Source organism: Methanocella sp. (assembly GCF_035506375.1).
In the GTDB taxonomy this organism is placed as follows: Archaea; Halobacteriota; Methanocellia; order Methanocellales; family Methanocellaceae; genus Methanocella.
Map to the genome: position 1 here is coordinate 1 of NZ_DATJPM010000019.1, position 25,024 is coordinate 25,024.

Here is a 25,024-nt window from a genome sequence, read left to right on the forward strand (position 1 = left end):
CGGTTCATTGGCGATCAGGGCACGAAGGATACAAAGACACAGTGTAATGAACAAGAGCACTTTTTGCCCCTGTGCCATCATATCCTGTATCTTAGAAGTTCAAAAAGCGGCTCTGTGTCCTTTGTCTCTTAATTATAAAAAAGACTTTGTGGGCCTCCGTGCTCTTCGTGCCTTTGTGGTGAAAAATAGAGCCTTCATATACTCTGAGACTTAAAGGGGCATATTCAACAAAGCATAAAAATTGAAAAAGATAATCGGAAACTATCGATAAATTTGGCTATTACGCAAACGATGAAAATAAGACTACTTGCTAAACAATGACCGATCAATATTCAACGCAGCATTTTTTAAAAAAGCATTTGCTTCGCATTATTATATGATGCGAGTATTGACTCTTTTGCCTTCCTCAATACAGCCCCGCCATGTCCTGGATATAGCGCCGAAACGTCGAGCTTCGTAAGGGTCTCCAGCGACCGGATCATCGCCTCGGGATCGCCGCCGATGTCCGTCCTCCCGAAGCTGCCGCCCTCGAAGACCGTGTCGCCGGTGAAGAGTACCTTTGACTCTTTATCGTAGAGGCAGATGCTTCCCGGCGTATGGCCCGGCGTATGGATGACCTTCAGGATAACGTCTCCCAGGTCCACGTCCTCGCCATCGCTGAGCACGATGTCCACGCCGAACTCCGGCCGCCGGGCGTTGAACATGGCCGCCGCGTTGTCGTTATGCAGCAGAGCCGCGTCCTCCTCGTGGATGGCCACCTTCGCTCCCGTCGCCTTAACGATCCCGGGCACCGCCCCGATGTGGTCAAAATGGCAGTGCGTTAGAAGGATAAGGTCCAGGCCGCCGTCCAGGTTTTGCAGGACGCGGCCGGGGTCCATGCCGGCGTCCACAAGGGTTTTACGCTTTGCGTCAATTAGATAAGCATTGGAATCATAAGAAATCCCGTTTACGTTCTTTACGCGCATCACGTATCGTTTTCCGCCAGGGAAGCATAAATACTGTGTTCAAAGCTGAATGGTAATCGCCATGTTAATGAGAGACGCAAGAAACGGGGCAACGCCCGAAATAAAGGAGATCGCAAAGGCCGAAGGCGTGGACGCCGTCAGGCTGAGCTCGCTTATCGCGAAGGGCCTGGTCGCCGTGCCCCGCAACGCCCGTAAATCCATAGCCGGCAGGGCCGTGGGCAGGCTCGTGTCCACCAAGGTGAACGCCAACGTGGGCACATCGAAGGACTACGACGATTGCGCAGACGAGGTTAAAAAAGCGAAGGTCGCCGTCCAGTATGGCGCCGACGCGGTCATGGACCTCTCGACGGGCCACGACCGGGATACCGTGAGGAAGCGGCTGGCGAAAGAGCTCGAAGTGCCCCTGGGCACGGTGCCCATCTACCACGCGGCCAGGAAACGGCGGAACGCGGTCGATATGACGGCGGACGACTTTTTCAGCTCGGTCCGCGAGCACGCGAAGGACGGCGTCGACTTCGTGACGGTGCACTGCGGCGTCAACCGTAACGCCCTTGGCCGCCTGAAGAACGATCCAAGGCTTTTGAACATCGTGAGCCGGGGCGGCGCGCTCACTATGGCCTGGATGCTACACAACGAAAAGGACAATCCTTTTTACGAGGAGTTCGACTATCTGCTTGAGATCGCGCAAGAGTACGACCTGACGCTGAGCCTCGGTGACGGCATGAGGCCCGGCTGCATGGCCGACGCGTCCGACCGGCCCGAGTTCATGGAAGTGATCACGCTGGGCGAGCTAGTAAAACGCTGCCGCGAGGCGGGCGTCCAGTCCATTGTCGAGGGCCCGGGCCACGTGCCCCTGGACGAAGTGGAGATGACCGTGAAGGCCATGAAGAAGCTGACCGGCGATGCCCCCCTTTACCTTCTTGGGCCGCTCGTGACGGACATCGCCCCCGGCTACGACCACCTCGTGGGAGCCATCGGCGGCTCGGTCGCGGGCATGGCAGGGGCGGACTTCCTGTGCATCGTGACCCCCTCCGAGCACCTGGCGCTGCCCACGGCCGACGATATCAGGGACGGCGTCGTGGCCGGAAAGATCGCCGCCCACGTGGCCGATACGGTGAAGGAAGGCCAGCGGGAGCGGTCCCGGGAGACAGACCGGCGGATGTCGCAGGCGCGCAGCGACCTGGACTGGAAAGCGCAGATCCGGATGGCCGTGGACCCCGACAGGGCAGAGCACATCCGGGGCACGCGTATGACTGAGGGAGAGACGTGCTCCATGTGCAGCGACCTCTGCGCCATCAAGCTGGTCAGGGACGCCCTGAAGTCCGGTAAGATATGAGCGACGCGCTGCTGCTCGTGGGCCACGGGAGCAGGAGCGAGTACGCCGACGACGTGCTCCCATATTACGTCGATTTTTTTAAAGGAGATTTTGAGGAAGTGGTGGCCTGCTACCTGGAACAGGAGCCGTGCATCGAAGACGCGCTAAGGCTCGTAAAAGCGCAGCGGGTCTTCGTCATGCCGCTACTCATCGCCCATGGATATCATACGAGGGTAACGATCCCAGGGGCTCTGGGCATCGAGGCCTCCCACGGCTTCGCAGGCGGCAAAGAAATATTTTTGCTGGAGCCGCTGGGGCGTTCGGAGCATATCGTTAAAATAATAAAGGAACGAATCGGGGAAGCGAAACGAACGCCTTAGAGCTGCCGGTGTTTAGGGTTATCGGGCGGCTTCGAGGCATTTTTACTGATCTTCGGAATAGACTGGGACTGCCTCATCCGGGGCGGCTCCCGGAGGTAGCCCATCGCGTCCGGCTCTCCTTCTCCGGTGTTTATGTGGATGAGGAAGCCGGCGCCGTAGAGCAGCGCGCCGAACAGGACGACGATCAGGTTATTGACGAGAAAGGTCCCGGTGATGCGGGGCTCGATGACGTACAAGACGTCCCGGCCCAGGTCGGTGCTGATCGAAGCCCACATGACCGACTTTATAACGGACGGCAGGAACAGGAATACGATGAAAGTGATAACGCCAATGATGAGGATGATCTTGCCAGCGCTCTTGAGCATATCCTTCGTGGTCTCGTACCACTTCTGGATGAAGGAAAGCGCGATGATGATGACGAAAGCGGCTAATAGCAGGACCGCCATCAGGAAGTAGAAGCCGTTGGCGCTGGCCCCGACGATGCCCGCGACGGTGGCCAGCGAGCCACCGGCCACGTTGCCGTTATAGAAGTTCGTCGCGTACTTATCGAGTACTAAGCTTTTAATCTGGTCCTCATTCTTTCCCCTAGCCTGCGAACCAGTAACATCTATATCCTGGGCACCATAGTGGAATGTGAAAACGCCAGTATAATTATTAATACGGAACTGGTTATCCATGTCCGAATATTGCGAGTATAAGCTCGACGCCTGGTTCGGCTGCTGTGCGATTCCGCCCAGCATATCGCTGACCGACTGGAACGTCGTCAGCTCGTAGGCGCTGAAGAACACGACGACGCCAACGGCGATGATGCCCATGAAGAAATATAAGATATCCCTCGATCCAAGTGCCATTTTTATATCCCCTTACCATTCCCCTTTTAAACCCAATGATATTAATGCTTTGCTCTCCACTATAAAAATTATTTGCTCCCCTTGAATATTTCAGGGATTATCCATCCCCAGTAGCGGGCCGTGGTGCCTGTCATCAGCGCCGCCCCGGCAATAAAGAGCAGCCTGGACGGCAACGACCAAGGGCCGTCGGGATACGAGAGCAGCATCAGGGCTATGGCAGCAATAAAAACGATGACGCTGGCATCGTAAAGGAAATAGTACTTTTTCATGTGCAGGGCGTCGCCCAGCTTACGGCTGAGGGCCCTCAGCATGAGCGCCATCGCGGATAAAGTAATGAACAGCAGGGCCCAGTTGAGAATGTCCACGGGCGCGTTCACCGTCCCACCCCCATCATTTTGCGGTAGAGAAACAGCCCCGTAGTCATCATCACTAAAAGCGAGCAAAGGTTTACGAGCAGCAGACCCGTCTCCAGACCGAGGCTCGCGAAGATACACGCGAGTATTATTGCCGCAAGGATGAATACAGGTAGCAGGAAGGAGGCGTGGTACGTGCTCTCCCGGAACTTCAGCTCGTAGAAGCGGGCGATACAAAAAATAAAGAAGAACAGTGCCATCTCGCATGCCACGGCCGCCGCCAGTGCGAGCTGAAGTGGGTCCATGCGCACCTACCGCCTGAACGCTTCCATGAAGCCTTCGGCGCCGGTCTTTCGTGCCGTGCCGCTCATGATGCCCTCATAGCCCTGGAACGGGGACTCGATCTCGATGCCTTTGCCGGAGATCCGGTACCGCCGGATGGCGATATCGTGGTCCGAGCCCCGCATCTTGAGCACGCTGACCGACCTGCGGATCTCCGACTCGATCTCCACGTACTGTAGCATGATAATGCAGTCGACGATGAACTCGAGGCCGTAGTCGGATATTTTTGAGATACGGGTGATGATGTCCGGCACCTCGTGGGTCAGAAGCAGCGTCAGCCGGTTCTCCTTCATGTAGTTCACGAAGGCGTAGATCTCACGCCGCAGGTCGTTCGGGTCGTGGACGTTCATGGAGTATAAAGAGATAGGGTCGATCACGACACGCCCGGCCTTTATGGAATTGACCACCTCCAGGCACTGCATGATGGGGGCGCCGCCGGACTGGAGCATTTCCGAGTGAAGCTGATATATCTTCAGCCGGCCTTCGGCCTCGAGCTTCCGCAGGTCCCAGCCGAAGTTAAGGGCGTCGTCCTCGATCTTCTCCGGCAGCTCCTCAACCGTCACTAAGACGCCGTTCTCTCCTTTAGCAATGCCCTCGAGCAGGAACTGGATGCCAAAGGTCGTCTTGCCGGTGCCCGGCGGACCGGTGATGAGCGCAGTATCTCCCCGGATGAATCCGCCGCCGGTCATTTTATCGAGGCCATGTATGCCCGTGCTTAAGCGCTCCGACATTATGCTCCGCCCATTAAAATATTAAATGTTATTTATTTAATTAATGGCACATGAAAGTATCGGCGCTCAGGTGCTTTAAAAACTTAATGTTCCGAGAGCTTCCTGACTTCCTCGAACAAAGAGCTCAGGATCACGTTTCGGACCTTGTTGACCTCGGTCTCGGTGCGCACCCTCGGGCGGGGGATATCGATGTTGACGATCTCCTTGATGTGGCCCGGCCTGGCGGTCATGATGACGACCCGGTCCGCCAGGAATACGGCCTCGTCCACGTTATGCGTGACAAAGAGGACCTTCTTCTTCTCCTTCTGCCAGATGTCCAGGAGCTGCTCCTGGAGGATGTTGCGCGTCTGGGCGTCCAGCGCGCCGAAAGGCTCGTCCATGAGCAGGACCTCCGGGTTAACGGCGAGGGTGCGAGCGATGGCCGTCCTCTGGCGCATGCCGCCCGATAATTGATGGGGATATGAGTCCCTGAACCTGTCCAAGCCGACCATGTCGATGTACCTGCCAGCTATCTTTTCCCGTTCCGCGGGCGTCAGCTTCTTTATCTCCAGCCCGAACTCCACGTTCTTTTCGACGGTCCTCCAGGGGAACAGCGTGTACTCCTGGAACACGAAGCCTATCTCCGACGATGGGGACGTGATCTTTTTTTCGCCCAGCCAGATGTCGCCGCTCGTGACTGACTCCAGGCCGGCGATCATGCGCAGCAGCGTCGACTTGCCGCAGCCCGACGGGCCTACGATGCAGATGAACTCGGAATCTCTTATATCCAGCGAGACGTCGTCGACGGCCTTGAGCGAGCCGCCATCGTTCCCGGGGAACACCTTACTCACGTGGGAAACATGGATATCGCCCGACATTTAAGCCTCCTTGCCGACGCCCTGCTGCCAGCGGAAGACGCGGTCCCCGACGATCTGGAAGATGTAGTTAATGGCCAGCCCCAGCAGGCCGATGGTGATCATATCCACAAGCACGATGTCCGTCCTGAGGATGTTCGACGCCTCGATGATCCGGTTGCCAAGGCCGTATTTGACCGCGACCATCTCGGCCGCCACCACACACATCCAGCCGATGCCCATGCCTACCCGCAGCCCCGTGTATATAGTGGGCAAGGCGGCCGGTATGACGACTTTAGTCAGGACCTCGAGCTCGCTGGCCCCAAAGGTTTCAGCGACTTCTATGAGCCTTTTTTCTACGTTACGCACACCCGAGATCGTGTTTAGCAATATCGGGAAGAATGCGCCCATGAACACGATGAATACGGCCGAGCCCAGGCCGATGCCGAACCAGAGGAGCGCCAGCCCGATCCAGGCGATAGGTGGTATGGGACGAAGAATCTCGACGAGTGGGTCCAGAATATATGAAAGCTCCCGGATCCAGCCCATTGCTATGCCCAGGGGTATGGCGACGGCGGCGGCAACTATGAATCCCAGGATCACCCGGAGCAGGCTCCAGCCCGCGTCGACTAACAGCTCGCCGCTCGTGATCATGCTCACCATCGTCAGGAGCACGTCCATCGGCGGCGGCAGTATGAACCACTTGAATATGCCGAGCACGCCCGTCGTCAGCTCCCAGAGCACGAGCACGGTCAGGATGCCGGATATCTGTAACAGGCGTTTACGTAAACCGGGCATTGGCATAACATGCATATTTATATTAAATAAAGCTGTTGGAATATCCAGCAGCCTCTTTTAAAAAAATCTCTCAGGTCACCTGGTTGATCAGGGACAGGTCGAACAGGTCGCTCCTGTCGTGGTCCTTCTTGGTCACGCCCAGGGCCTTCATCTCGGCGGCGAACTTTTCCGTGCCCGATATGTACTCCTCGTCCGGCACGGCCAGGAAGTGGACGTTCGGCAGCGCTGCCGCCTCGATCGCCGCCTCGTCGTTCAGGTAGTCCTTGCCCGAGATGATCTGCGCCGTATCCTGCGGGTTCGTCAGGACGAAATCGGTAGCTTCCTTGAGCGCCTTGAAGAACGCCTTGAGCGTGTCCGGGTACTGCTCGATCATCGTGGTCGTGGCCGCGACACAGCAGCACGGGTGGTTTGGCATGATCTCGTTGGACCTTATAAGGATGTTGCCCAGGTTCTTCATGGCCGTCATCGACACGAACGGCTCCCAGGTGAATGCCGCGTCGTAGGTCCCCGCGCCGATTGCCGCGGGCATCTGTCCGACCGCCACGGTCGTGACGCTGACGTCCTTTTCGTAATCGATGTTGTTATCCTTGAGAAGCTGCCGGAGCATGATATCCTGGATGGACGAGTTCTTCACGGGCACGGCGATCTTCTTGCCCTTCAGGTCGGCGACCTTCGTGATGCCCGAGTTCTTCCCGACGATGATGCCCGAGCCGTTGCCCTGGAGCGCGGCGACGATCTTAGTGGGGACGCCGTTGTCGATGGAGGCGATGACCGGCGGGACGCCGGCGAAGCCCAGGTCGAGGGTCCCGGCGCCGATCTGCTGCATGATGGGCCCGCCCGCGGTGAACAGCGTGAGCTGGATGTTGAGGCCATATTTCTTAAAGATGCCCTTCGAGTCGGCTACGAATATGGCCGCCGAGTGGTCCGACTGCATGTACCCTGAGGGGACAGAGGACTTGAGCGGAACGGCGCTGGGCAGGGGCGTCGTTGTTGGGCCCGGGCTGGTGCACCCTGCCACCGAGAGTCCGGCAAGGCCTACTCCCGTCGCTATACCGATCTTCAGAACCGTCCGGCGTGAAAGCTTATCGTCGTTAAGCTTATCAAAGAGATTATTAGCCATAAGATACCTTCTGTATGCTTAATTAGTACTAATCGATTTATAATCGATTTATAGTTTTTCCCCAGGGCAACTTTTTCTTGATACAAAGGTAGAAATATTACTTCATTAATTATACATTAAGGATTGACAATTATGACTATTGCAGACGACGTGATCACGGCCGCGTTCCAGTCGGACGAGGAGTTCCGGAAAACGCTGGAGAGGGTCATTAAAAAAGACCTGGGGCTCAGCATTACGGAGTTCGGCGAGCGCTCCGGTATCTCGCCCAGTACGCTCTATAAGATCCTGAACGGCGACCGGGACCCGAACCTGGGCACGCTGCGTGAGGTCGTGGATGCCATCCGTAACATCGAGGGCCTGAGCCGTGAGAAATTTATTGCCGTCATCGCCGCCCGGCAGGTGCTGGACCGCATCAGCGAGCGGGAGATGTTCGTGGACGGCAAGCGCATAGTCGTTCGCGAGTACTCGGCCATGACCATGGAGGACGCCATCGTCGCCGCCATTAAGGCGGAGCGTGATGGAGCACAGGCGCTCGTTTGCGCACCCATAGTGAGCTATACGCTCGAGAAGGTTTTGCGTATTCCGGTTGCGACCATCATGCCGGGGAACAGCGTCATCGCCGCAATCGAGAATGCTTCAAAGAAGGTACGCACACTGGGGCATTGATTTTTTTTTACTTTTTTGCTTTGTTGAATATGCTCTTTTAAGTCTCGGAGTGTACTGAGGCACTATTTTTCACCACAAAGGCACGGAGAGCACGGAGGCTCACAAAGTCTTTTTTATAATTAAGAGACAAAGGGCACAGAGCCGCTTTTTGAACTTCTAAGATACAGGATATGAAGGCACAATGGCAAAAAGTGCTCTTGTTCATTCCACTGTGTCTTTGTATCCTTCGTGCCCTGATGTCAATGAACCGGCTTTGTGTACTTTGTAACTTAATCTAAAAAGAAAACTTTGTGAGCCTCCGTGCCCATCGCGCCTTCGTGGTGAAAATAGTGCTCTTTATAACTTTGTATCTTAAATTGTAAAAATTGATAAAAAATGAAGGAAGGCTCGGATGTCACTCTATACGAGCAGCTTTCCGTCCTTCATGACCTGCTTTTTATCGACCCACATGTTGGGCTTTATGACGAGGCAGTCCTGGTGTATCATGGCGTTGGCATCATTATCGTAGTTGGCGCCGATGGCGAAATGAACCGTACGGCCGACCTTCTCGTCCTCCAGCAGGTTCCCGGTCATCTTCGCCTTGTAGTTGATGCCGATGCCTAGCTCGCCTATATGCCGGGCGTTCCGCTCCTCTTCCTTCATGCCCTTCTCCCGGGCCATCGCCTCGCCCCTCTCGATGACCTTCAGCAGGCCCTTAGCCTCGACGCCGCCGAGCACCTTGTCCACGTAGCCGTCCTTCAGGACGACCTTCACGGGCTTTTTAGGGATGACCGCTTCAGGCACCAGGTCGACGGTGCCGTCGAACACGATGGTGCCGCTCACGCCGGCGATGGACGGCGATATGAAGACTTCGCCCGCGGGGAGGTTACCGCCCAGGCCGGGCAGCCGGAAGTTGCCGTCGTCCAGCATGGGCTTGCGGCCCTTGACGCCGATGTAGGCGTCCGTGCCGCCGGGGGCCGTGACGTGGATCTCCTTTGCCCCGTCCAGCGCCTTCTTCAGCCTCTGCGCCGTCGCCTGCATCTCATTATAGTCCAGCGCCACGCAGCGCTCGAACATCTCGACCGTCGTCGTGGGGGACCAGAAGCCCCGGACACGCTTGTCGCCGTCGATGAGCTTGTCGAAGATGTGCTGATATTTTTTACCGTCCTTGCCCACGTAGCCCACGGTCTGCCCGAACGGGTCCTTGCCAATCTTGCTGGCGGATAAGGAGACAAGCACGTCCGGCTCCGCCTTGATGGCCTCCAGAACGAGTCGCTCCGCGTACGTGTACGTGGTCTTCATTTCCTGGACCGCCATCGTGGGCCTGCCTTTCAGCTCTCTGGTCACATCGAAGATGGCCCGGGCCACCGGGAACACGTCGCCCTCGAAGTTAGTAATGATGAGCACTTCTTCGCCTTCTCTCAGGCCGACGACATCCCGCATGGCCACCTTTGCGGCCTCTATAAGCTTAGTCACTTGAACATCTCCCGGAAAAATAAGATGACGCTCATAGCCTAAATACTCTTTGAATTCCAGCCCGGCATACTGCCGTCCCGGCCGGCATTTACACTCTTCAGGCAGTACGCGAAGAGGCCTGGTGCATTTATAGCGAAGAAGGGGCGCTTGAACCAAAATATTTTATATGTTTAACTTAATATAATACCACATAATACGCGGCGTGAGAACGGCAAGGGCCATAGAAAGCTTTAATTGTCATAAAAATAATTATATTAAAATAGTAATTGTTTAAACGCCGGAGGCACGTAATGGAAAAGGTCCCTACTTTAAAGCGGCACGGCAGTAACTGGAAGAACAATATCGAGGCTGACCTTCAGCTTTTAATGGCTAAGAAGGGCGCTCTCGGCGCCATCGTCACTTCCAGGAGCGGCGACGTGATCACTCAAAGATTTTTAGATAATGTCCCGCGGCAGAAGGAGAACGCCCTCATGCAGCTCATGAAAAAGGCCGTACAGTCCATCAACGCCGTGAGGAGCCCTTTGATCCGCCGCGTCCTCTTCGAGTCCGAGGAAGGCGTGGTCGTCCTTTATAACGCGGAGAACGCCATCGTGGGGTGCTTTATGGAAAAGGACTATGACCTGCTCTCCGTCATACTGGAGATCAAGATCGTAGGGGACCTCATCGGAAGCCACCTGAACATGGGCGAGCTTTCCAGGGAAGAATTCGAGCGGATCGTCGCCAAAGACCCTCAGGAGTTGAAGGCTCTCGCCTCCGACCTGGTCGACAGCATCAACGATCACCTGGGCGATGTCTATACGAACGATCTGATCAAGTTCACGCTAGAGAAAAACCAGCCCCGATGGGCCGCAAGGTGAAATAATGAAGAAGATCAAGACAGGTATATTAGGTTTGGACGGCCTCCTGGATGGGGGGTTCAATGAGAATTCATCGAGCATTCTTGTAGGCTCGGCCGGCACCGGAAAGACGACAATGGCCCTTCAGTTCTTAAGGAAAGGCCTGGAAGCAGGGAACGAGGCCATCTACATCACGCTCGAAGAATCCCGCGACCAGATCATGGCCGAGGCGAAGAGCATGGGCTGGGAGGACATTGGCACCTTCGTTGAGAACGGCTCGCTCGTCTTCCTGGAGGCAGCGGGCAAGGACCTGGCCGATTTTATCAAGGAAGAGATGCCCCAGTTCGTCGACGACTGGAAGGGGTCGCACGCCCGTATCGTCATCGACCCGCTGACGCCGGTGATCTGGGCGTTCAACGATAAGTACGAGCAGCGCATGCTCGTCTCGCAGCTCTTCAAGGAGACGAAGAAGATCGGCACCGTCCTCAGCTCGATCGAGGAGTATAGCGGCCAGGGCGGCGACGAGACGGTCATCCCCATGTACCTGGCCGACACCATCGTCCGCATCTACACGCTGGGACCCGGGACATCCGGAAACCGTATGCTGACTATATTGAAGTCTCGCCAGTCCTGGCACAGCGAGCTGACCTATCCATACCGCTTCGTGCTGGGCATCGGCATCGTGCTCGATACAAGCGAGATGGACGGCAAGCGCATGAAGAAGCTGACGCCCGACCTGAAGCTCGCCATCAACAACGCCGCCGCGAGCCTGCCCAAGAAGGAGGGGGAGCAGATCAAGTCCGTGATCAAGTACCTGGAGCGCGCGGACCTCGGAGACATGGAGCCCGAGCAGATCGTCCACATGCTCATCGAGGACTATAAGGGCGACGAGAAAGTCCTCGACGAGCCGAAGGTGGCCAACTAGGCCCCTTAACAGGGTGTGGTAGGGCTGAAAGAGATGATCTGCCAGAAATGCGCGAGCCATAAAGTAAAGGTCGTCCTCTTCGAGACGGAGGGCAAGAAGTTCGCCGTTTGCGACGATTGCGGCAACATACAGTCCATCGGAAAAGACCTGCAGGAGCGCTATGGCAAGTGGATGCAGCACCGTGAGCGCTCCGATTAATTTTTTAACTTAAAATTTTTTAATTTATTCTCTGTTTTTATCTATTTTATTTACTGTAGATGAAAAAGTATATAAACAAACCATTGGTATTCTTTAATGCCCGTGGAGCAGCAATCTTCAGGGGCGCAGTTGTGCTATAAGCAGAAGATATCACCATATGCGGCAGGGCCGGAGCGCCTAACCCCCCTAAAAAAACGTCAAAAGGCTCCGGCCCGGTCGATATAGCCCTAAACGTTTAAAGATTGTGTCAACCCCCATGCCCAACGGGAGATGCGAGGAATGTAATGGTTTTAACCTCCCATGCCCTCGCACTCATCCCTTTTTTCGCTTATCATGCTCCGGGAAGCGCTCTTCGCTGCCCACAAAATTTAAATGTGAGCAGTGCCATGTATGAAGAGCGGGCCTGTGGTCTAGTCGGCTATGACATCGCCTTTACACGGCGGGGATCAGGGGTTCGAATCCCTTCGGGCCCACTTGAATTTTTACCATTTTCGCATGAGTCGACACGAAAAAGTTTTTCTATATGGTTGCTTATGCTTTTACCTGAAAAACGCTTCATAATCTATAATGCAGTACATATACCAACTTTTATAAGTCTCTGAGATAAACTACCGTAGTGATGCAAACTGTCGATGCGCTTACTGCAATGTGGAATGTCCTGACGAACGTCTGGTTCCTTATCTTCGCCATTATAATCATCATACCGGTCCTCCAGCGCTATTTTATAAACCTGGCCAGGAGACGGATCTTAACCCGGATCTCACGGGATCGAAAGTCCCAGGTCATCACCCTCATCCACCGGCAGGAAACGATCGCATTTTTGGGTATCCCCCTGTCGCGGTACATCGACATCGATGATAGCGAGGAGGTTTTAAGGGCCATCCGCCTGACGCCTCCGGATACGCCCATAGACCTCATCATGCATACGCCGGGCGGCATCGCGCTGGCGGCGACGCAGATCGCGCTGGCGCTGAAGGCGCATCCTGCACCGAAGAGGGTCATCGTCCCCCACTACGCTATGAGCGGCGGCACGCTCATCGCCCTGGCGGCGGACGAGATACTCATGGACCCGCACGCGGTCCTCGGGCCGGTGGACCCGCAGATGACGGACGGCATGAGCTCCTACGCGGCAGCGTCCGTTGCCAAAGCCGTTAAAGAGAAGCCCGTCGATAAGGTCAGCGATAAGACGCTGATCATGGCGGACAACGCCCAAAAAGCGCTGGATCAGATGAACAGCCTGATCCGGGAGATACTAAAAGGCAAGTGCGGCGAGGACCGGACAGCGCTCGTCCTGGAGGAGCTGGCGAGCGGCAAGTACACGCACGATTATCCCATATTCCCCGAGAGAGCGAGGGAACTCCTCGGCGACTGCGTCAGGATCGGCATACCCGGGAGCGTCTACGACCTCATGGACTTTTACAAGGCAGCGTCGGGCGCGCGCAAGCCCGGTGTCGAGTATATACCGATGGCGCCGCCGGAAAGAGAGCAGCGGCGATAAACCCTATCAGCATTAAATACCGGTCAAGATCCTCGAAAATGGATGAGCTACACAAAATTTTTTCAGCCACGAAATTACACTAAGCTGGCTCTAAGCTGCTCTAAGAATATTTAAAAATAATTTATTAACATCTTCGTGTAGCTTCAGGCCAGCTTCGAGCCGCTTCGCGGCTGAAAAAGTTTTCGAGCCGCCTTTAATCACTTCGACTTGGGCACGAACATGCGCATGGGGCACCGGGCCGTGTCATTATCATTTGGCACGACGATGCCTGTGTTGGTGCATTCGCCGTTTTTCGGGTCTTTAGGCTTATAGAAATTACACTGCGAGCAGATGGGCATGGCTTATCACAAAATATAATGTAAAAACGCTGAAAATAAAAACTTTTGGCCTTAGAGCTTATCGAGCTCGAACACGTCGTGGAGGACCTTCACCGCTTTCTGGGCATCGTCCTTGTTCACCACAAAGGAGATGTTCGCCTCCGAGGAGCCCTGGCTGATCATACGGATATTGATGTTGCTGTCGCCCAGCGCCGTGAAGAGCCGCCCGGCGACGCCCGGCGAGCCCGCCATGCGCTCGCCGACGACGGCGATGACGCAGACGTTGTTATTACAGGTGATGTTGTGGGCGAGGTCTTCGCTAAATTCCTTTTGTAAGGCGGCGATGGCCCGGTCCGCCTGCGCGCCGTCGATCGCCAGGGATACGTTGAATTCGCTCGACGCCTGGCTGATCATGATGATGTTGATGTCTTCTTTGCCCAGCGCCGAGAAGATGCGGCCCGCCGTGCCCGGGGTGCCTGACAGCGCCGCTCCGCTGATATTAATCAAAGCGATGTTCTTGATCATGGTTACGGCCTTGATGAGGTTGCCGTTGCCCGATGCGTCCTTCATGAGCACAACGGTGCCCGGGTGGTCGGGCTGGAACGTGTTGAGGACTCTTACGGGTATGCCCTTTTTCACGGCGGGCTCAATGGTCTTGGGGTGGAGCACCTTGGCGCCGAAGTAGGACATCTCCATGGCCTCTAAATACGTGACACAGGACAGCGTCCTGGCCGATGACACGATCCGGGGGTCAGTGGTCATGATCCCGTTGACGTCCGTGTAGATCCAGATCTCGTCCGCGTCGATGGCCGCCCCGATGATGGAGGCGCTGTAGTCCGAGCCGCCGCGGCCCAGCACCGTGATCGTGCCGTTAGGGTCGGCGGCCACGAAGCCCGTGACCACCGGCAGCGTTCCCTGCTTCAGAAGCGGCAGAAGATTTTCCTTGACTTTCACGTCAGTGATCTGGACTGGCTTCGCGCTCTCGAACTTGCTGTCGGTGATGACGCCCGCCTCTCCGCCCGTCAGCGCCACGGACTTCACGCCCATGGAGCGCAGGGAGCCGGAAAGGATGGGGACGCTCATGCGCTCGCCGAATGAATAGATAAAAGCCATTGACCGGTTCGTCAATTCGCCCAGATAGCACACTGCCACGATGGCGTTCTTGAGCTCGGACAGCCGCTGCTCGATGACGAGTGAGACTTCCTTTTTAATGGCCGGGTCATCGATCGCGCCGTCGATGGCCGCCGCGTGCCGTGAGGCCACCTCGCTGAAGCTCTTCTCGATGTCGGCGATGCTGCAGGTGTCCTTCGCGGTCTGCGCCATCTCGTAAAGCCTGTCGGTGATGCCTGTCATGGCCGACGCTACGGCGATGATCTCGTTCCCCTCGTCGTAATACCTCTTTACGAGCTTCGCAACGTTCCTGATCCTCGGTCCGTCGCCCACCGACGTACCGCCGAATTTCATGACGAGCCTCATAGTCCATCACAGTGTAAGGTAGCCTATTCGCTAGCGGCTACATAATCCTTACGGGTATATAAAAAAATTGCGGCCATAGGGCTTTTTCAATCGCCACTCCTTCAAATAGAACCGTTTGCTGTACTGGTTTTTTATCAAAGCCCTCGAAAAACAATAAGCGGCTCGAAAACTTTTTCAGCCGCGAAGCGGCTCGAAGCTGGCCTGAAGCTACACGAAGATGTTAATAAATTATTTTTAAATATTCTTAGAGCAGCTTAGAGCCAGCTTAGTGTAGCTTCGTGGCTGAAAAAATTTTGTGTAGCTCATCCATTTTCGAGGATCTTGACCGGTCGATCCATGGGAACATGGGCTTCCGAAACTGTGAAATAATATAAAAATTAACCTTAACATAATGTCGATAATCGGGGGCAGGGGCGTTACCAAATATTATGACAGCCTGCTTGCCGTGGATCACGTCGATTTTTCCATCGACGAGGCGGAGTGCTTCGGCTTTCTTGGCCCGAACGGCGCGGGAAAGACCACGATCATGAAAATGATATACTGCCGCATACCGGTCACGTCCGGCAACATTCAGGTCGACGGGCTCAGCGTGCGGGAGTCACCCAGAAAGATCAAAAGCGCCATCGGCGTGGCCACGCAGGAGGACAACCTGGATACCGACCTGACGGTCTACGAGAATCTCTGGGTCTATTCCCGGTACTTCGACCTGCCAGCCTCAAGATCACGCCGGCGTATCGACGAGCTCCTGTCCTTCTTCGACCTGGATAAGAAGAGAGACACGACGGTGGACGACCTGTCGGGCGGTATGAAGCGTAAGCTCAGCGTCGCCCGGGCGCTCATCAACGACCCGAAGATCCTCATCCTCGACGAGCCGACCACGGGCCTGGACCCGACGGCACGGCGCCAGATCTGGGACACCGTCATCAGGCTCGGCTCGGAGGGAAAAACTGTCATCCTCACGACGCACTACATGGACGAGGCCCAGGAGCTCTGCGACCGCATCGGCCTCGTTTTCGGCGGCAGGATACTGGAGTACGGCTCCCCCGACGAAATAATCGGCCGCGTCATCGGCACGAACGTCTGCGAGCTCTACGTGCCCGACGAGCAAAAGCTGGACGAGGCCCGGAAAAGCCTGCACGGGTCCATCGAGCAGGTGGGGAGCCGCCTATTCGTCTACGGCAGCGACGCGGAAGCGCTGCAGAGGCAGTGCGAGGCAGCCACCGGCGTGAGGCAGAACGTTCGGCAGGCCACCCTGGAGGACGTTTTCCTGAAGCTTACGGGGAGGAATATCAAGTGATAGACCTGCCGTCGTGGAGGGCACGCCACATCTGGTACAGGGACTGGGAAGTCTTCAGGAAAAACGCCGTCACCAATATCCTGCCCTATTTCGCAGAGCCGCTACTTTTTATATTAGCGCTGGGCTACGGCCTCGGCCTGTTCGTGGGCCAGATAGGCGGAATAAGCTACGCCCAGTTCCTGGCGCCGGGCATCCTGTCCTCGTCGGCCATGTTCGCCGCCTCCTACGAGTGCACGTATTCCACTTACGTCCGCATGATTTTCCAAAAGACTTTCGAGGCGGTCCTGTGCACGCCCGTTTCCATCGAGGACATCGTGCTGGGCGAGGTTGCCTGGGGGGCCACGAAGAGCCTGATCAGCGGCGCCTGCATCTTTATCGTGATATGGGCGATGGGCCTGGCAAAGCTCGAGTCGGCCATAGTTATCATACCTGTGGTCGTCCTCGTGGGCTTCATGTTCTCCTCTTTGAGCATCTTTTTCACGTCCATCGTGCCCACTATGGACGCCTTCAACTATTATTTCACGCTCCTGCTATCGCCGATGTTCCTGCTGTCTGGCGTCTTCTTCCCAATCGACCATATGCCCTCCATCGTAACGGGCCTCGCCTGGCTCCTGCCTCTTACGCATGCCGTCAACGTCATCCGGCCGGCGGCTATGGGCCAGTATTCGGCCTCCTTTACCTTTGAGGTTCTCTGGATGGCTGTCTTCACGCTCATTTTTTACGGCATCGCTACCGTATTGATGAAGCGGCGCCTGAAAGACTGATTAAAACACCTGTAAAAAAAGCCCCATTAGTTATTTTTCAATGACCTGCAGGTCTTCCTTGTTGCAGACGGCAACGCCATACTGGCCGAAGTCGACCTCGTAGGTGTTTACGCCGCTGCCCCGGATCTTATAGGTGATAATGCCCGTCGCGCCTTCCGGTATGACGATACCGTTGATGGACGCTTTGAGCTCCCGGAGCAGCACGACCCTGTCCTTCTCTCGCATGTATGTCTTTTATATGGATGGCGTCATCCATCTTTAATGTTTTTGCCCCCGGGGAAAAACTATTATTAGGCTGCCGGGCGTCTTTGCACTTATGAGCCACTACACGGCGCTGACCATAGCGGGATCCGATTCCGGGGGCGGCGCAGGCATCGAGGCCGACCTGAAGACGTTCCAGGCGCTCGGCGTCCACGGCACATGTGCCATCACAGCCATCACATCTCAAAATACTCTCGGCATCCAGGGAGTATTCGACGTTCCTGTTAAAGTCATCGAAAGCCAGATCGACTCGATAATGGCCGATTTTGACATAGCCTACGCGAAGACGGGGATGCTTTCCCGGGCAGATACCATCGAGTGCGTGGCCCGCAAGGCGAAACTGTACGGCCTGAAGCTCGTGGTCGACCCGGTCATGGTGGCGGAATCCGGGGGGCGTCTGCTGAACCCGGACGCTGTTGATTCATTAAAAAGGCTGATACTGCCGCTGGCCGAAGTGGCGACACCGAACGTGTTCGAGGCATCCGTGCTCTCGGGCATTAAGGTACAGGACCTCGACTCGGCGAAGGAGGCCTGCCAGGTTATTCATGGCATGGGAGTTAAGAATGCCGTGGTCACGGGCGGCCACATGGGCGGCGTTGATGTTCTATACGACGGTCGATTCCGTATATTCGAGGGCGATCTGGTAAAAGGCGGCACCCACGGCACCGGCTGCACGCACTCGTCCGCCATCACGGCCTATCTCGCGAGGGGTGAAACGGCCGAGAATGCCGTGCTGAAGGCGAAGGCCTTTGTCAAGCGCGCCGTGCAGAACTCGATGGACGTGGGGCACGGCGTAAGGCCGGTGAACCCGGGCGGCATCCGGTAGCGTGGATATTGAAGAGATCAATTAAATAATAGGCACGCATTCTAATTACTATGTCCAGCGAGCCCGAGGAGATTGTCGTGCCATGCCCGTGCTGCGGCAAGGCGCACAAGGTACGTGTCAAGGATATCAAGGAGAACAAGACTGTCAAGGTGGAATGCGGAGCCACGCTAGGCAGCGTCGGTCTCCAGCATCGGCTCGACATCGTCAACAAAAAGATAAAGGATTTCCAGGGCGGCCTCCATAAGCTGGAATAACTGCCCATCGATCGTAACTACTTTTTTCCGACTATTACCGCTTCCCACAGGCTGAAATGGGCCGTATTGCCCGAAAAACGGGGTTCGAGCATTGTGCGGAGCGCTGGCGGCAGGTCATGCAGCATATCCATCAACCGTTCCTTATCGGGGCCGGATACGTGCTGCCTGTCCGCCCAATCGTGGAACTCGACCTCCTTGGATAACCGGCACGTCGACGTCACCTCCAGCCCTTCGCCTTCGAGCATCGACTGGAGCGCCGGCAGCGTGAACGCCCGGTTATGCGACGGGTCCCGTATCTTCTCAAAAGCGTTATAGTGCTCTTCCGCCTGCGCATCGCCGATGACAATGTTGTCGTCGAGGCCGAATACGCCTCCCGGCTTTAGCACCCGCGCTGTTTCCCTCACTGCGGCTTGGGCATCGCTGAAGTGGTGCAGCGCGATCCTGCACGTCACCATGTCAAAAGACGCATCCCGGAACGGGAGTGACTCGACATCCGCCATGCACGCATCAAAATTTTTTATGCCGCGGGAACTCGCAAGCTCAGAAGCTTTTTGCAGCATTTCTCTAGTGATGTCGGCTGCGACGATGCGCTCGACATGGGGAGCGATCGCCAGGGCCGTATGCCCCGCTCCCGTGGCGATGTCCAGCGCACGCCATTCCTTTCGAGGCCCCGCCAGGCCGACGAGAAGCGACAGGCTTTCTCCCTTCGCGTGGACTTCGCTTTTCGCGTACGCGTCAGCCGAAACCCCGAACTGCTCCCTCACCTTTTCTTTTTGATCCACCGGCATATCGATCCCTTCACGAATGCATGACTTTGTTGATCACCGCTATCAGCCATATCGCGTATGACCTCATAGCTTATTGTTTTAGCAGGTCAAAGGCCCATCGACTGACACCCGGCGCCACATTGCCACAGCGGCGGCATCCCTCGATGCTTAAGCCCATGCTGCCATATCTTTCGATGAGACCCTGGATCTGGTGCTTTTTCTTAAAGGCGTAAAAGTGGACCATGCCACCGGTACGGACCATTGGCGCGATGATATCCAGAGCCTCATCCATCCCGTACGGCGCTGGCACGACCGCCCGATCGAATGTCGCTTTTAATAGATACGGCATATCAAGGGCGTCCGCATTCAAGATATCGATATTGCCATCGACACGATTCAGGCTCGCGTTTGTATTTAACCACTTGCATGCCTCGGCGCTTTTTTCAATGGCGAGCACATGGCATCCCTTCGCCGCCAGCGGTATGGCAAAAGGCCCGGACCCGGCGAACGGCAGGAGCACGTTTTCTCCGCTCAGGGCCATGGCAGCCACACGGTGCCGCTCGTATTTTAAGCCGGGGTTAAAAAAGACCCTGGAAATGTCGAACCTGTACGAAAAGCCATATTCCTTATACGTCGCCACGGTGTCCTTGCCTCTAAGAACCTCGTATCGGGGTACACGCCGGTCGCTTTCCGTCTTCGACAGCTTATAAAGGACAGTCCTTATGTTCTTACGTTTTGCCAGGATGGCGTCCGCAACTTCCGCCTTATACGCCTCCATCCCGGGCAGGAGCGAGATGACGGCGACGTCGCCGATCAACTCGTAATGGCCCGGGAGGCTCAACGTGTCCCCGGGTATGACGCTGGCCAGGTCCTCTTTCAGGCTCATATACCGGGATACGCGTCGCTGGCCCATATATGTTTTATTGTACCCGCGTCTTTAGAACATTCTTCGATACTTTAATACAGCCTGCATGGATCATGTGCTCTTTAGCGGGAACACGATCTGTGTCCGTAGCTTCTCCGGCGGCGTATCCATCGGGCTGTTGAAGTATATCTCATAGGCTACGCCCGTGGGGACCTGCTTCTTTTCCTCGACGAGTTTCGTAAGTGCCTCGTAGGCCTCCTTCATGCCATCGCCATAAGGTCCCGTATAGATACAGGTGGCCACTTTTCCCGCGGGAATATCGCCGGGCTTTACGTTGCCCCTGGCCTGCAGCTTCTTCGTGACCGGGAACCCGACCTCGATGTCCAGGTCCTGCATGTCCATATTGTAATACGCAACGAACGGCGGCCCAATGGGCTGCTGTCCCTGTTCGCCGATGGCCATGGCCACGTCGCCGAACGCCTTGCCCAGCACGTTCGGTAATTCCGTCACCGAAGTCCGCATGCGAATGGACATCATGGTCTGCGCAGGTTGATCTTTAATCTCGCATTTCGTGAACATTTGATTATCCTCCCTATTTATCCAATAATAAGCGCTTGTACATTTGTTAATATGAATTTAAGCCAATAGTTTTCTGAAAGTATTTTATAGCACCTATTATGCAATAAATAAGCAGGCTTTTGGTCGTGATATCCTGGCGAATTACATGGTGAAAAAGGCGGACGGGGCAGGCTATGTCGATGTAATGGACGGCATCGGGCGCAAGACGCTCGTCTATGGCGAGAACATGCTGTTGACCGAATTCCGGCTGGATGGAGGAAAAACGCTTTCAATGCATAAACACCCGCAGGAGCAGACCGGCTATCTCGTGTCAGGCCACATCATTTTGACAATTGGCGGTAAGCCGCACGATATGAGGCCCGGCGACAGCTGGTCCATTCCCGGGAACGTAGAGCATGGGGCCGAGGTCGTCGAGGATTCCGTCGCAATAGAAGTCTTTTCGCCCGTGAGAGAGGACTACAAGCCTTAGAATTAAGGAAACTAATATGCGCTATGACGAGTTCGAGCAGCTATTGCGTAAGCTGAATATCGCCATCGTCCCAAAGGACTCCGGGCGCATACGTGGATATGATGTCGATACCTACCGTATTCTCGCGAAGCAGACGGAGCGCATCGACTTCGACTGCGGCGACGGTGTCAGCTTTTGCCGCTACATCCACATAAGAGAGGGCGCCTGCTGCCTGGACTGCGTCGACACCTGCGGGCACTGGCAGCGGGAAAGCACCCTGGACGAGGACTCGGCTAGAAAGATGGCCCCTTATTGCGATCCTCAGGACGGGTTCTGCCGCGAAGGCACGGGATGCATTTTACCCAGGGAACTAAGAAGCCCCGTGTGCCTGTATCATATATGCTCGGACGTGAAGATGACAGAAGAGGATAAAAAATTATTGCGTAAGCTTAAATGTGGGGCCGCTCGTTAAGACTCGCCAAGGATGCGATTTAAACTATTATAAAAGACTCAAATATTATCATATCAGGAATCAACCGCCGACTTTTATGGTATTAATGAAGCGCCACAATTCGGACATTTAGTGCACGTTATTTCCATGGGCGCTCCACACTTATAGCAATATATCTTTACAATCATTTGTGAGATAACACTTTTATGTCCATGCCTGGATATGATGCTATCTAGAAAATATAAAAAACCTAAAATTAGAATTATCAATGACACGAATATACCACCAGCTAGCACATTCATTATAATTTCATTATTTTTATCGAGAATGACCATCAGGCCTGAACAGATTGTTAAAAGTGAAATACTTAATACGCATGATCTCGATTTATTAGATATAGACATAACTATATTGCCTATTGCATAATAACTATTTAATTAAAAGCCCTTATAATTTTCTATTGCGTGAAAAGCAGAAATGCGACCGCCAGGGATTCCCATATAGACAAGATACATTAGCTTCCCATGTAATTTGGCAGAGGCTTCACTCCTGCCGGCTTATCAAATTTTATCCTTGTCATCATGTAAATTCACCCGAGACGACAGAAAATTATAACCTATATTGCCTATACAACGGAGCCATATAAAACCCGCACTACAGGTGACGAAAATAAAGTGTCGGGCGACCGGAATCGCCCGACATTAGCGCCGCGGCGGAGATTTGAACTCCGGAGCCCTTTCGGGCACAGGTTTAGCAAACCTGCTCCATACCAGGCTTGGATACCGCGACATCAAAACATCTAGAACGGCTGTCGTAAATCTCCATTGATACTATTTAAGATTTTCCGGTAGCCGGACTACCTTCATATTAATTATATTAATATTTAAATGTTCGTTTATCGGCCCTATTGTTCTTCCTCACGGTTCACGATGTCCGTGAGCAGGTTCTCCATCGTCTCCAGGGCCTCCAGGAACGCCCGTAGCTCATCGGGCTTCGCGCTGTCGATGAGCATGTAGACGGCGGGCAGCCTGCCGACGATGTTCTCCATCTTCGCCACGATGGCCCTCTTGATGGCCGCCTCGTCCTCGGGCGACATTTCTCCTTCTTTAAGGCCCGGGCACTCGTGCTTTTCCGCCGGAAGATGATCCTCGCAGTAGTACTCGTGGCAGAACTCGCACTCGAAGGGCTCCGGCTCGGTCTTGCCGCAGGTCACGCACTTCGGGGCCTTCATGGGGCGGGCGACGACGTAGTCGTCCTCCTTTTTAGAGCGGGGGATGTACTCGAAGGTGCTCGATTTTGAATATACCCTCAGTGTCCTCTCGATCTCTTCATCCTTACGCATATACAATCACTTTTATCGCTGGCTATATTTTAATGTTCAGCGGGAATCCCGCGAGCTTTCCCTCGTCCTGGGCCTTGAAAAAGACGTACAGGGGCTTTTTACCATTATTAGTCAGATCTTCTAAGATTTCCCTCTCCACGCCAATGGTAAACCCCAGGGCCAGGTGGTCCGACGACGACCCGTGGAGCGCGGCCACGATGCACAAGTCTTTCCGGGCTTTCGAGTCTATCGCCAGCGTCCTCGCCCTATCGAGCCGGCCGCTCTCCACCAGCATCCGGATCGCCTTCACGGATTCCTCGTCCGTCTTCATCATCAGGAATTTACCGATGCAGGCATCCTCGCCCACTTCCTGCCCCGCCGTCTCGACGAAGGCCGACGTAGTATCCCACACGGCCGCCTGGAGCGTTAATGTTATTTTTGCATAGGCCAGCTCGGAATCATAGGCCGTTGGCGGGTGCTCCGGGTTCACGACGTACCGCTTCGCCGCGTCGAGCATGGCCTTATCGTGAATGTAAAAGTCCGCGACCCGGTATGGTATCGACAGGTCGATCTCTCCGGCCGCCATGCTAAAGTAGGCATCGTCGACCCAGTAGGCGATGGTCTGCTGTGCCAGCAGCTCGTAGTCGCCCAGCAGCACGTCGTTATCATCCAGCTTAAACAGACTGCACGCGTCTTCCAGCTTATAATGTGCGCGGACGAAATCTTTCATCTCCCTGGTCAAAACCCAGTAGACGCGCATCGGGTATGCCTGGCACGCATAGGGCCGGGCCTCGTGGACGCTGCATTTATTATCTTTAAGGAACGGGCAGGCGTTGTTGATAGTCTTTATATAGAGGTGGGGCATCGGGTTCTGGCTCGTCGCCGCCACGACACAGTACTTCTCGAAGAACGCCGCCGGCTCAATATTCAGGTGCCGGGAAAGCCGGTATAGCTCGTACGTGGTCAGCTGCACCAGATCCTGGCTGGCGCAGCAGCCGCCGCACATGGCGCACTCGAATTCCCGTATGACCTTTTTCATCATTCCTCCACTCGTAGCGCTATCTTAAATAGTTTTGTCGGCCTGAAAAAAAGATACGAACAATTAATACTCCAGCATGCAATTATTGAAGTTATCATGAAAACGATCATCGTCTGTGAGTCCGAGTCCCACGGGAATACGCTCCGGGTCGCGAAGGCCATGGCCGAAGTTCTGAACGCGCCCGTCGTGAGCGCAGGCGAGTTCGATGCGAGCCGGGCGGGGGAATACGACCTCATCGGCCTCGGCTCCGGCATATACCGCGGCAAGCACCATAAGAAGATAATCGAGCTGGCGGAGAGCCTGCCAGATTCGGACAGGAGCATATTCATTTTTTCGACGTCGGGGAAGGGCGATATCAACCAGCACAAGCTGTTGAGCTCTATTATCTCGCGCAAAGGCTACCGGAACGCCGGCGAGTTCCTCTGCAAAGGCTGGGATACCGATGGTCTGTTCAAGTATATGGGCGGTATCAACCGTGGTCTTCCCAATGATACGATGCTAGAGCAGGCCCGGGACTTCGCGAAGACGTTGCGTGTATGACCACGCAGTAATAGTTACCTGGGCCCAGTTACCTGGGCCCGACGATCTCCCATGCCTTCGCCAACAATACGTCTTTTTCTTCTCTACTAAAAGGGAAATCGTTGAGCACGTGCGCGACGCTGGCCACGTCGCAGCGCAGCTCGTCCATGGAAAGAATGCATATGCCGCCTGTGGACGTCGCCCGGGCGACTTTCTCCGTGATAATGCCCCTTATGCGGCCCACGGCCATCGTCAGTGCCGACCGCGTCGTTGCCTCACCGTACTTCTCCACGAAACCCCTGAAGTCCATGGTGGACACAACGGGATGTATCAATAAGACGATATGCCGGCAAAAACGCGTTTCACCACGGGGCGCACGGCGGTACCACGGAGGGCACGGCTTATTTTTCACCACGGCGACACGGCGAACACGGCTTCCATGGTTTTAATAAAAATGCTGTGTTGAATAGCTGTTGTATATTGGGATGGCCAGTTTTAAGCCCGCAGAGGCACGATGGCACGGAGGCTCACAAAGTTTTCTTTTTAGATTAATGTACAAAGGACACAAAGCCGG

The 25,024-nt window shown here is 55.2% G+C and carries 32 protein-coding genes and 2 tRNA genes; 15 read left to right on the plus strand and 19 right to left on the minus strand.

Annotation, left to right across the window (positions count from 1 at the left end; genetic code table 11):
- Positions 1–347 precede the first annotated feature (347 nt).
- Positions 348–965: an MBL fold metallo-hydrolase gene (locus tag VMC84_RS01925; protein WP_325377598.1), complete on the minus strand. Its 618-nt coding sequence runs from the start codon at positions 963–965 to the stop codon at positions 348–350.
- Between the two features lie 61 nt (positions 966–1,026).
- Here VMC84_RS01925 and thiC point away from each other — a divergent pair, with 61 nt between their 5' ends.
- Together thiC and VMC84_RS01935 are read left to right on the plus strand one after the other, a co-directional pair.
- Positions 1,027–2,301, plus strand: a complete 1,275-nt coding sequence (gene thiC, locus VMC84_RS01930) for a phosphomethylpyrimidine synthase ThiC (protein ID WP_349256730.1) — start codon at positions 1,027–1,029, stop codon at positions 2,299–2,301.
- Positions 2,298–2,660 carry a sirohydrochlorin chelatase gene (locus VMC84_RS01935; RefSeq protein WP_325377602.1) on the plus strand — a complete coding sequence of 121 codons (363 nt, stop codon included), beginning with the start codon at positions 2,298–2,300 and terminating at the stop codon, positions 2,658–2,660. Before thiC ends, VMC84_RS01935 begins: the two co-directional genes overlap by 4 nt.
- On the opposite strand, the gene VMC84_RS01940 is transcribed toward VMC84_RS01935, so the two are convergent.
- From VMC84_RS01940 to VMC84_RS01970, 7 genes are all read right to left on the minus strand, one after another.
- Positions 2,657–3,511 (minus strand): hypothetical protein, encoded by an 855-nt coding sequence (locus tag VMC84_RS01940; protein ID WP_325377603.1) that lies wholly within the window; start codon positions 3,509–3,511, stop codon positions 2,657–2,659. The genes VMC84_RS01935 and VMC84_RS01940 overlap by 4 nt on opposite strands.
- Positions 3,512–3,579: 68 nt before the next feature.
- Entirely contained in the window at positions 3,580–3,888 is a 309-nt protein-coding gene (locus VMC84_RS01945; RefSeq protein ID WP_325377605.1) for a hypothetical protein, read from the minus strand.
- Positions 3,885–4,169, minus strand: a complete 285-nt coding sequence (locus VMC84_RS01950) for a hypothetical protein (protein ID WP_325377607.1) — start codon at positions 4,167–4,169, stop codon at positions 3,885–3,887. Before VMC84_RS01950 ends, VMC84_RS01945 begins: the two co-directional genes overlap by 4 nt.
- Before the next feature lie 6 nt (positions 4,170–4,175).
- Complete coding sequence (locus VMC84_RS01955) at positions 4,176–4,937, minus strand: RAD55 family ATPase (RefSeq protein ID WP_325377608.1); 762 nt, start codon at positions 4,935–4,937, stop codon at positions 4,176–4,178.
- A gap of 83 nt (positions 4,938–5,020) precedes the next feature.
- The gene (locus VMC84_RS01960; protein WP_325377610.1) at positions 5,021–5,794 is read right to left on the minus strand and encodes an ABC transporter ATP-binding protein; all 774 of its coding nucleotides are present in this window, start codon (positions 5,792–5,794) and stop codon (positions 5,021–5,023) included.
- On the minus strand, positions 5,795–6,568 hold the full coding sequence (locus VMC84_RS01965; protein ID WP_325377612.1) for an ABC transporter permease: 774 nt from the start codon (positions 6,566–6,568) through the stop codon (positions 5,795–5,797).
- A 70-nt stretch (positions 6,569–6,638) separates the two neighbouring features.
- A complete protein-coding gene (locus tag VMC84_RS01970) occupies positions 6,639–7,688 on the minus strand; it encodes an ABC transporter substrate-binding protein (RefSeq protein ID WP_325377614.1) in 1,050 nt (349 codons plus the stop codon).
- Between the two features lie 132 nt (positions 7,689–7,820).
- On the opposite strand from VMC84_RS01970, the gene VMC84_RS01975 reads away from it, so the two are divergent.
- Positions 7,821–8,354, plus strand: a complete 534-nt coding sequence (locus VMC84_RS01975) for a helix-turn-helix domain-containing protein (protein WP_325377616.1) — start codon at positions 7,821–7,823, stop codon at positions 8,352–8,354.
- 399 nt (positions 8,355–8,753) lie between these two features.
- Here the strand turns inward: VMC84_RS01975 and VMC84_RS01980 are convergent, their stop codons facing one another.
- Complete coding sequence (locus VMC84_RS01980) at positions 8,754–9,809, minus strand: aminopeptidase (RefSeq protein WP_325377618.1); 1,056 nt, start codon at positions 9,807–9,809, stop codon at positions 8,754–8,756.
- A gap of 290 nt (positions 9,810–10,099) precedes the next feature.
- Here VMC84_RS01980 and VMC84_RS01985 point away from each other — a divergent pair, with 290 nt between their 5' ends.
- The 5 genes from VMC84_RS01985 to VMC84_RS02005 all read left to right on the plus strand — a co-directional run bounded on the left by VMC84_RS01985 (position 10,100) and on the right by VMC84_RS02005 (position 13,266).
- Complete coding sequence (locus VMC84_RS01985; protein ID WP_325377620.1) at positions 10,100–10,666, plus strand: hypothetical protein; 567 nt, start codon at positions 10,100–10,102, stop codon at positions 10,664–10,666.
- A gap of 4 nt (positions 10,667–10,670) precedes the next feature.
- Positions 10,671–11,570 carry an RAD55 family ATPase gene (locus VMC84_RS01990; protein ID WP_325377622.1) on the plus strand — a complete coding sequence of 300 codons (900 nt, stop codon included), beginning with the start codon at positions 10,671–10,673 and terminating at the stop codon, positions 11,568–11,570.
- 15 nt (positions 11,571–11,585) lie between these two features.
- Positions 11,586–11,768, plus strand: coding sequence for a hypothetical protein (locus tag VMC84_RS01995; protein ID WP_325377624.1), 183 nt, complete (start codon positions 11,586–11,588; stop codon positions 11,766–11,768).
- Between the two features lie 399 nt (positions 11,769–12,167).
- Positions 12,168–12,241 (plus strand) — tRNA-Val (locus tag VMC84_RS02000).
- 146 nt (positions 12,242–12,387) lie between these two features.
- A complete protein-coding gene (locus tag VMC84_RS02005) occupies positions 12,388–13,266 on the plus strand; it encodes an SDH family Clp fold serine proteinase (protein WP_325377626.1) in 879 nt (292 codons plus the stop codon).
- Positions 13,267–13,463: 197 nt separating this feature from the next.
- Here the strand turns inward: VMC84_RS02005 and VMC84_RS02010 are convergent, their stop codons facing one another.
- Together VMC84_RS02010 and VMC84_RS02015 are read right to left on the minus strand one after the other, a co-directional pair.
- The gene (locus tag VMC84_RS02010; RefSeq protein ID WP_325377628.1) at positions 13,464–13,604 is read right to left on the minus strand and encodes a hypothetical protein; all 141 of its coding nucleotides are present in this window, start codon (positions 13,602–13,604) and stop codon (positions 13,464–13,466) included.
- A gap of 51 nt (positions 13,605–13,655) precedes the next feature.
- Positions 13,656–15,059 carry an aspartate kinase gene (locus VMC84_RS02015; protein WP_325377630.1) on the minus strand — a complete coding sequence of 468 codons (1,404 nt, stop codon included), beginning with the start codon at positions 15,057–15,059 and terminating at the stop codon, positions 13,656–13,658.
- 391 nt (positions 15,060–15,450) lie between these two features.
- Here VMC84_RS02015 and VMC84_RS02020 point away from each other — a divergent pair, with 391 nt between their 5' ends.
- A complete protein-coding gene (locus VMC84_RS02020) occupies positions 15,451–16,356 on the plus strand; it encodes an ABC transporter ATP-binding protein (RefSeq protein ID WP_325377632.1) in 906 nt (301 codons plus the stop codon).
- Complete coding sequence (locus tag VMC84_RS02025) at positions 16,353–17,120, plus strand: ABC transporter permease (protein WP_325377634.1); 768 nt, start codon at positions 16,353–16,355, stop codon at positions 17,118–17,120. Before VMC84_RS02020 ends, VMC84_RS02025 begins: the two co-directional genes overlap by 4 nt.
- A gap of 30 nt (positions 17,121–17,150) precedes the next feature.
- On the opposite strand, the gene VMC84_RS02030 is transcribed toward VMC84_RS02025, so the two are convergent.
- The gene (locus tag VMC84_RS02030) at positions 17,151–17,345 is read right to left on the minus strand and encodes a hypothetical protein (RefSeq protein WP_325377636.1); all 195 of its coding nucleotides are present in this window, start codon (positions 17,343–17,345) and stop codon (positions 17,151–17,153) included.
- 91 nt (positions 17,346–17,436) lie between these two features.
- Between VMC84_RS02030 and thiD the strand changes: the two genes are divergently transcribed.
- Positions 17,437–18,207, plus strand: a complete 771-nt coding sequence (gene thiD / locus VMC84_RS02035; RefSeq protein ID WP_325377638.1) for a bifunctional hydroxymethylpyrimidine kinase/phosphomethylpyrimidine kinase — start codon at positions 17,437–17,439, stop codon at positions 18,205–18,207.
- A 50-nt stretch (positions 18,208–18,257) separates the two neighbouring features.
- The gene (locus tag VMC84_RS02040; RefSeq protein ID WP_325377640.1) at positions 18,258–18,461 is read left to right on the plus strand and encodes a hypothetical protein; all 204 of its coding nucleotides are present in this window, start codon (positions 18,258–18,260) and stop codon (positions 18,459–18,461) included.
- Between the two features lie 17 nt (positions 18,462–18,478).
- Here the strand turns inward: VMC84_RS02040 and VMC84_RS02045 are convergent, their stop codons facing one another.
- The 3 genes from VMC84_RS02045 to VMC84_RS02055 all read right to left on the minus strand — a co-directional run bounded on the left by VMC84_RS02045 (position 18,479) and on the right by VMC84_RS02055 (position 20,672).
- Positions 18,479–19,249 carry a class I SAM-dependent methyltransferase gene (locus VMC84_RS02045; RefSeq protein ID WP_325377642.1) on the minus strand — a complete coding sequence of 257 codons (771 nt, stop codon included), beginning with the start codon at positions 19,247–19,249 and terminating at the stop codon, positions 18,479–18,481.
- Between the two features lie 70 nt (positions 19,250–19,319).
- Positions 19,320–20,114 carry a class I SAM-dependent methyltransferase family protein gene (locus VMC84_RS02050; protein WP_325377644.1) on the minus strand — a complete coding sequence of 265 codons (795 nt, stop codon included), beginning with the start codon at positions 20,112–20,114 and terminating at the stop codon, positions 19,320–19,322.
- A 90-nt stretch (positions 20,115–20,204) separates the two neighbouring features.
- The gene (locus VMC84_RS02055) at positions 20,205–20,672 is read right to left on the minus strand and encodes a GyrI-like domain-containing protein (protein WP_325377646.1); all 468 of its coding nucleotides are present in this window, start codon (positions 20,670–20,672) and stop codon (positions 20,205–20,207) included.
- Between the two features lie 145 nt (positions 20,673–20,817).
- Between VMC84_RS02055 and VMC84_RS02060 the strand changes: the two genes are divergently transcribed.
- Positions 20,818–21,141, plus strand: coding sequence for a cupin domain-containing protein (locus VMC84_RS02060; protein ID WP_325377648.1), 324 nt, complete (start codon positions 20,818–20,820; stop codon positions 21,139–21,141).
- Between the two features lie 16 nt (positions 21,142–21,157).
- On the plus strand, positions 21,158–21,592 hold the full coding sequence (locus VMC84_RS02065) for a hypothetical protein (protein WP_325377650.1): 435 nt from the start codon (positions 21,158–21,160) through the stop codon (positions 21,590–21,592).
- A 684-nt stretch (positions 21,593–22,276) separates the two neighbouring features.
- Here VMC84_RS02065 and VMC84_RS02070 read toward each other — a convergent pair.
- The 3 genes from VMC84_RS02070 to VMC84_RS02080 all read right to left on the minus strand — a co-directional run bounded on the left by VMC84_RS02070 (position 22,277) and on the right by VMC84_RS02080 (position 23,934).
- Positions 22,277–22,360 (minus strand) — tRNA-Ser (locus tag VMC84_RS02070).
- Between the two features lie 115 nt (positions 22,361–22,475).
- A complete protein-coding gene (locus VMC84_RS02075) occupies positions 22,476–22,913 on the minus strand; it encodes an AN1-type zinc finger domain-containing protein (RefSeq protein ID WP_325377652.1) in 438 nt (145 codons plus the stop codon).
- A gap of 22 nt (positions 22,914–22,935) precedes the next feature.
- Positions 22,936–23,934 carry a YkgJ family cysteine cluster protein gene (locus VMC84_RS02080; protein WP_325377654.1) on the minus strand — a complete coding sequence of 333 codons (999 nt, stop codon included), beginning with the start codon at positions 23,932–23,934 and terminating at the stop codon, positions 22,936–22,938.
- A 93-nt stretch (positions 23,935–24,027) separates the two neighbouring features.
- On the opposite strand from VMC84_RS02080, the gene VMC84_RS02085 reads away from it, so the two are divergent.
- Positions 24,028–24,471: a flavodoxin family protein gene (locus VMC84_RS02085; RefSeq protein WP_325377656.1), complete on the plus strand. Its 444-nt coding sequence runs from the start codon at positions 24,028–24,030 to the stop codon at positions 24,469–24,471.
- 28 nt (positions 24,472–24,499) lie between these two features.
- Here the strand turns inward: VMC84_RS02085 and VMC84_RS02090 are convergent, their stop codons facing one another.
- On the minus strand, positions 24,500–24,784 hold the full coding sequence (locus tag VMC84_RS02090) for a hypothetical protein (RefSeq protein WP_325377658.1): 285 nt from the start codon (positions 24,782–24,784) through the stop codon (positions 24,500–24,502).
- Between the last annotated feature and the right edge of the window lie 240 nt (positions 24,785–25,024).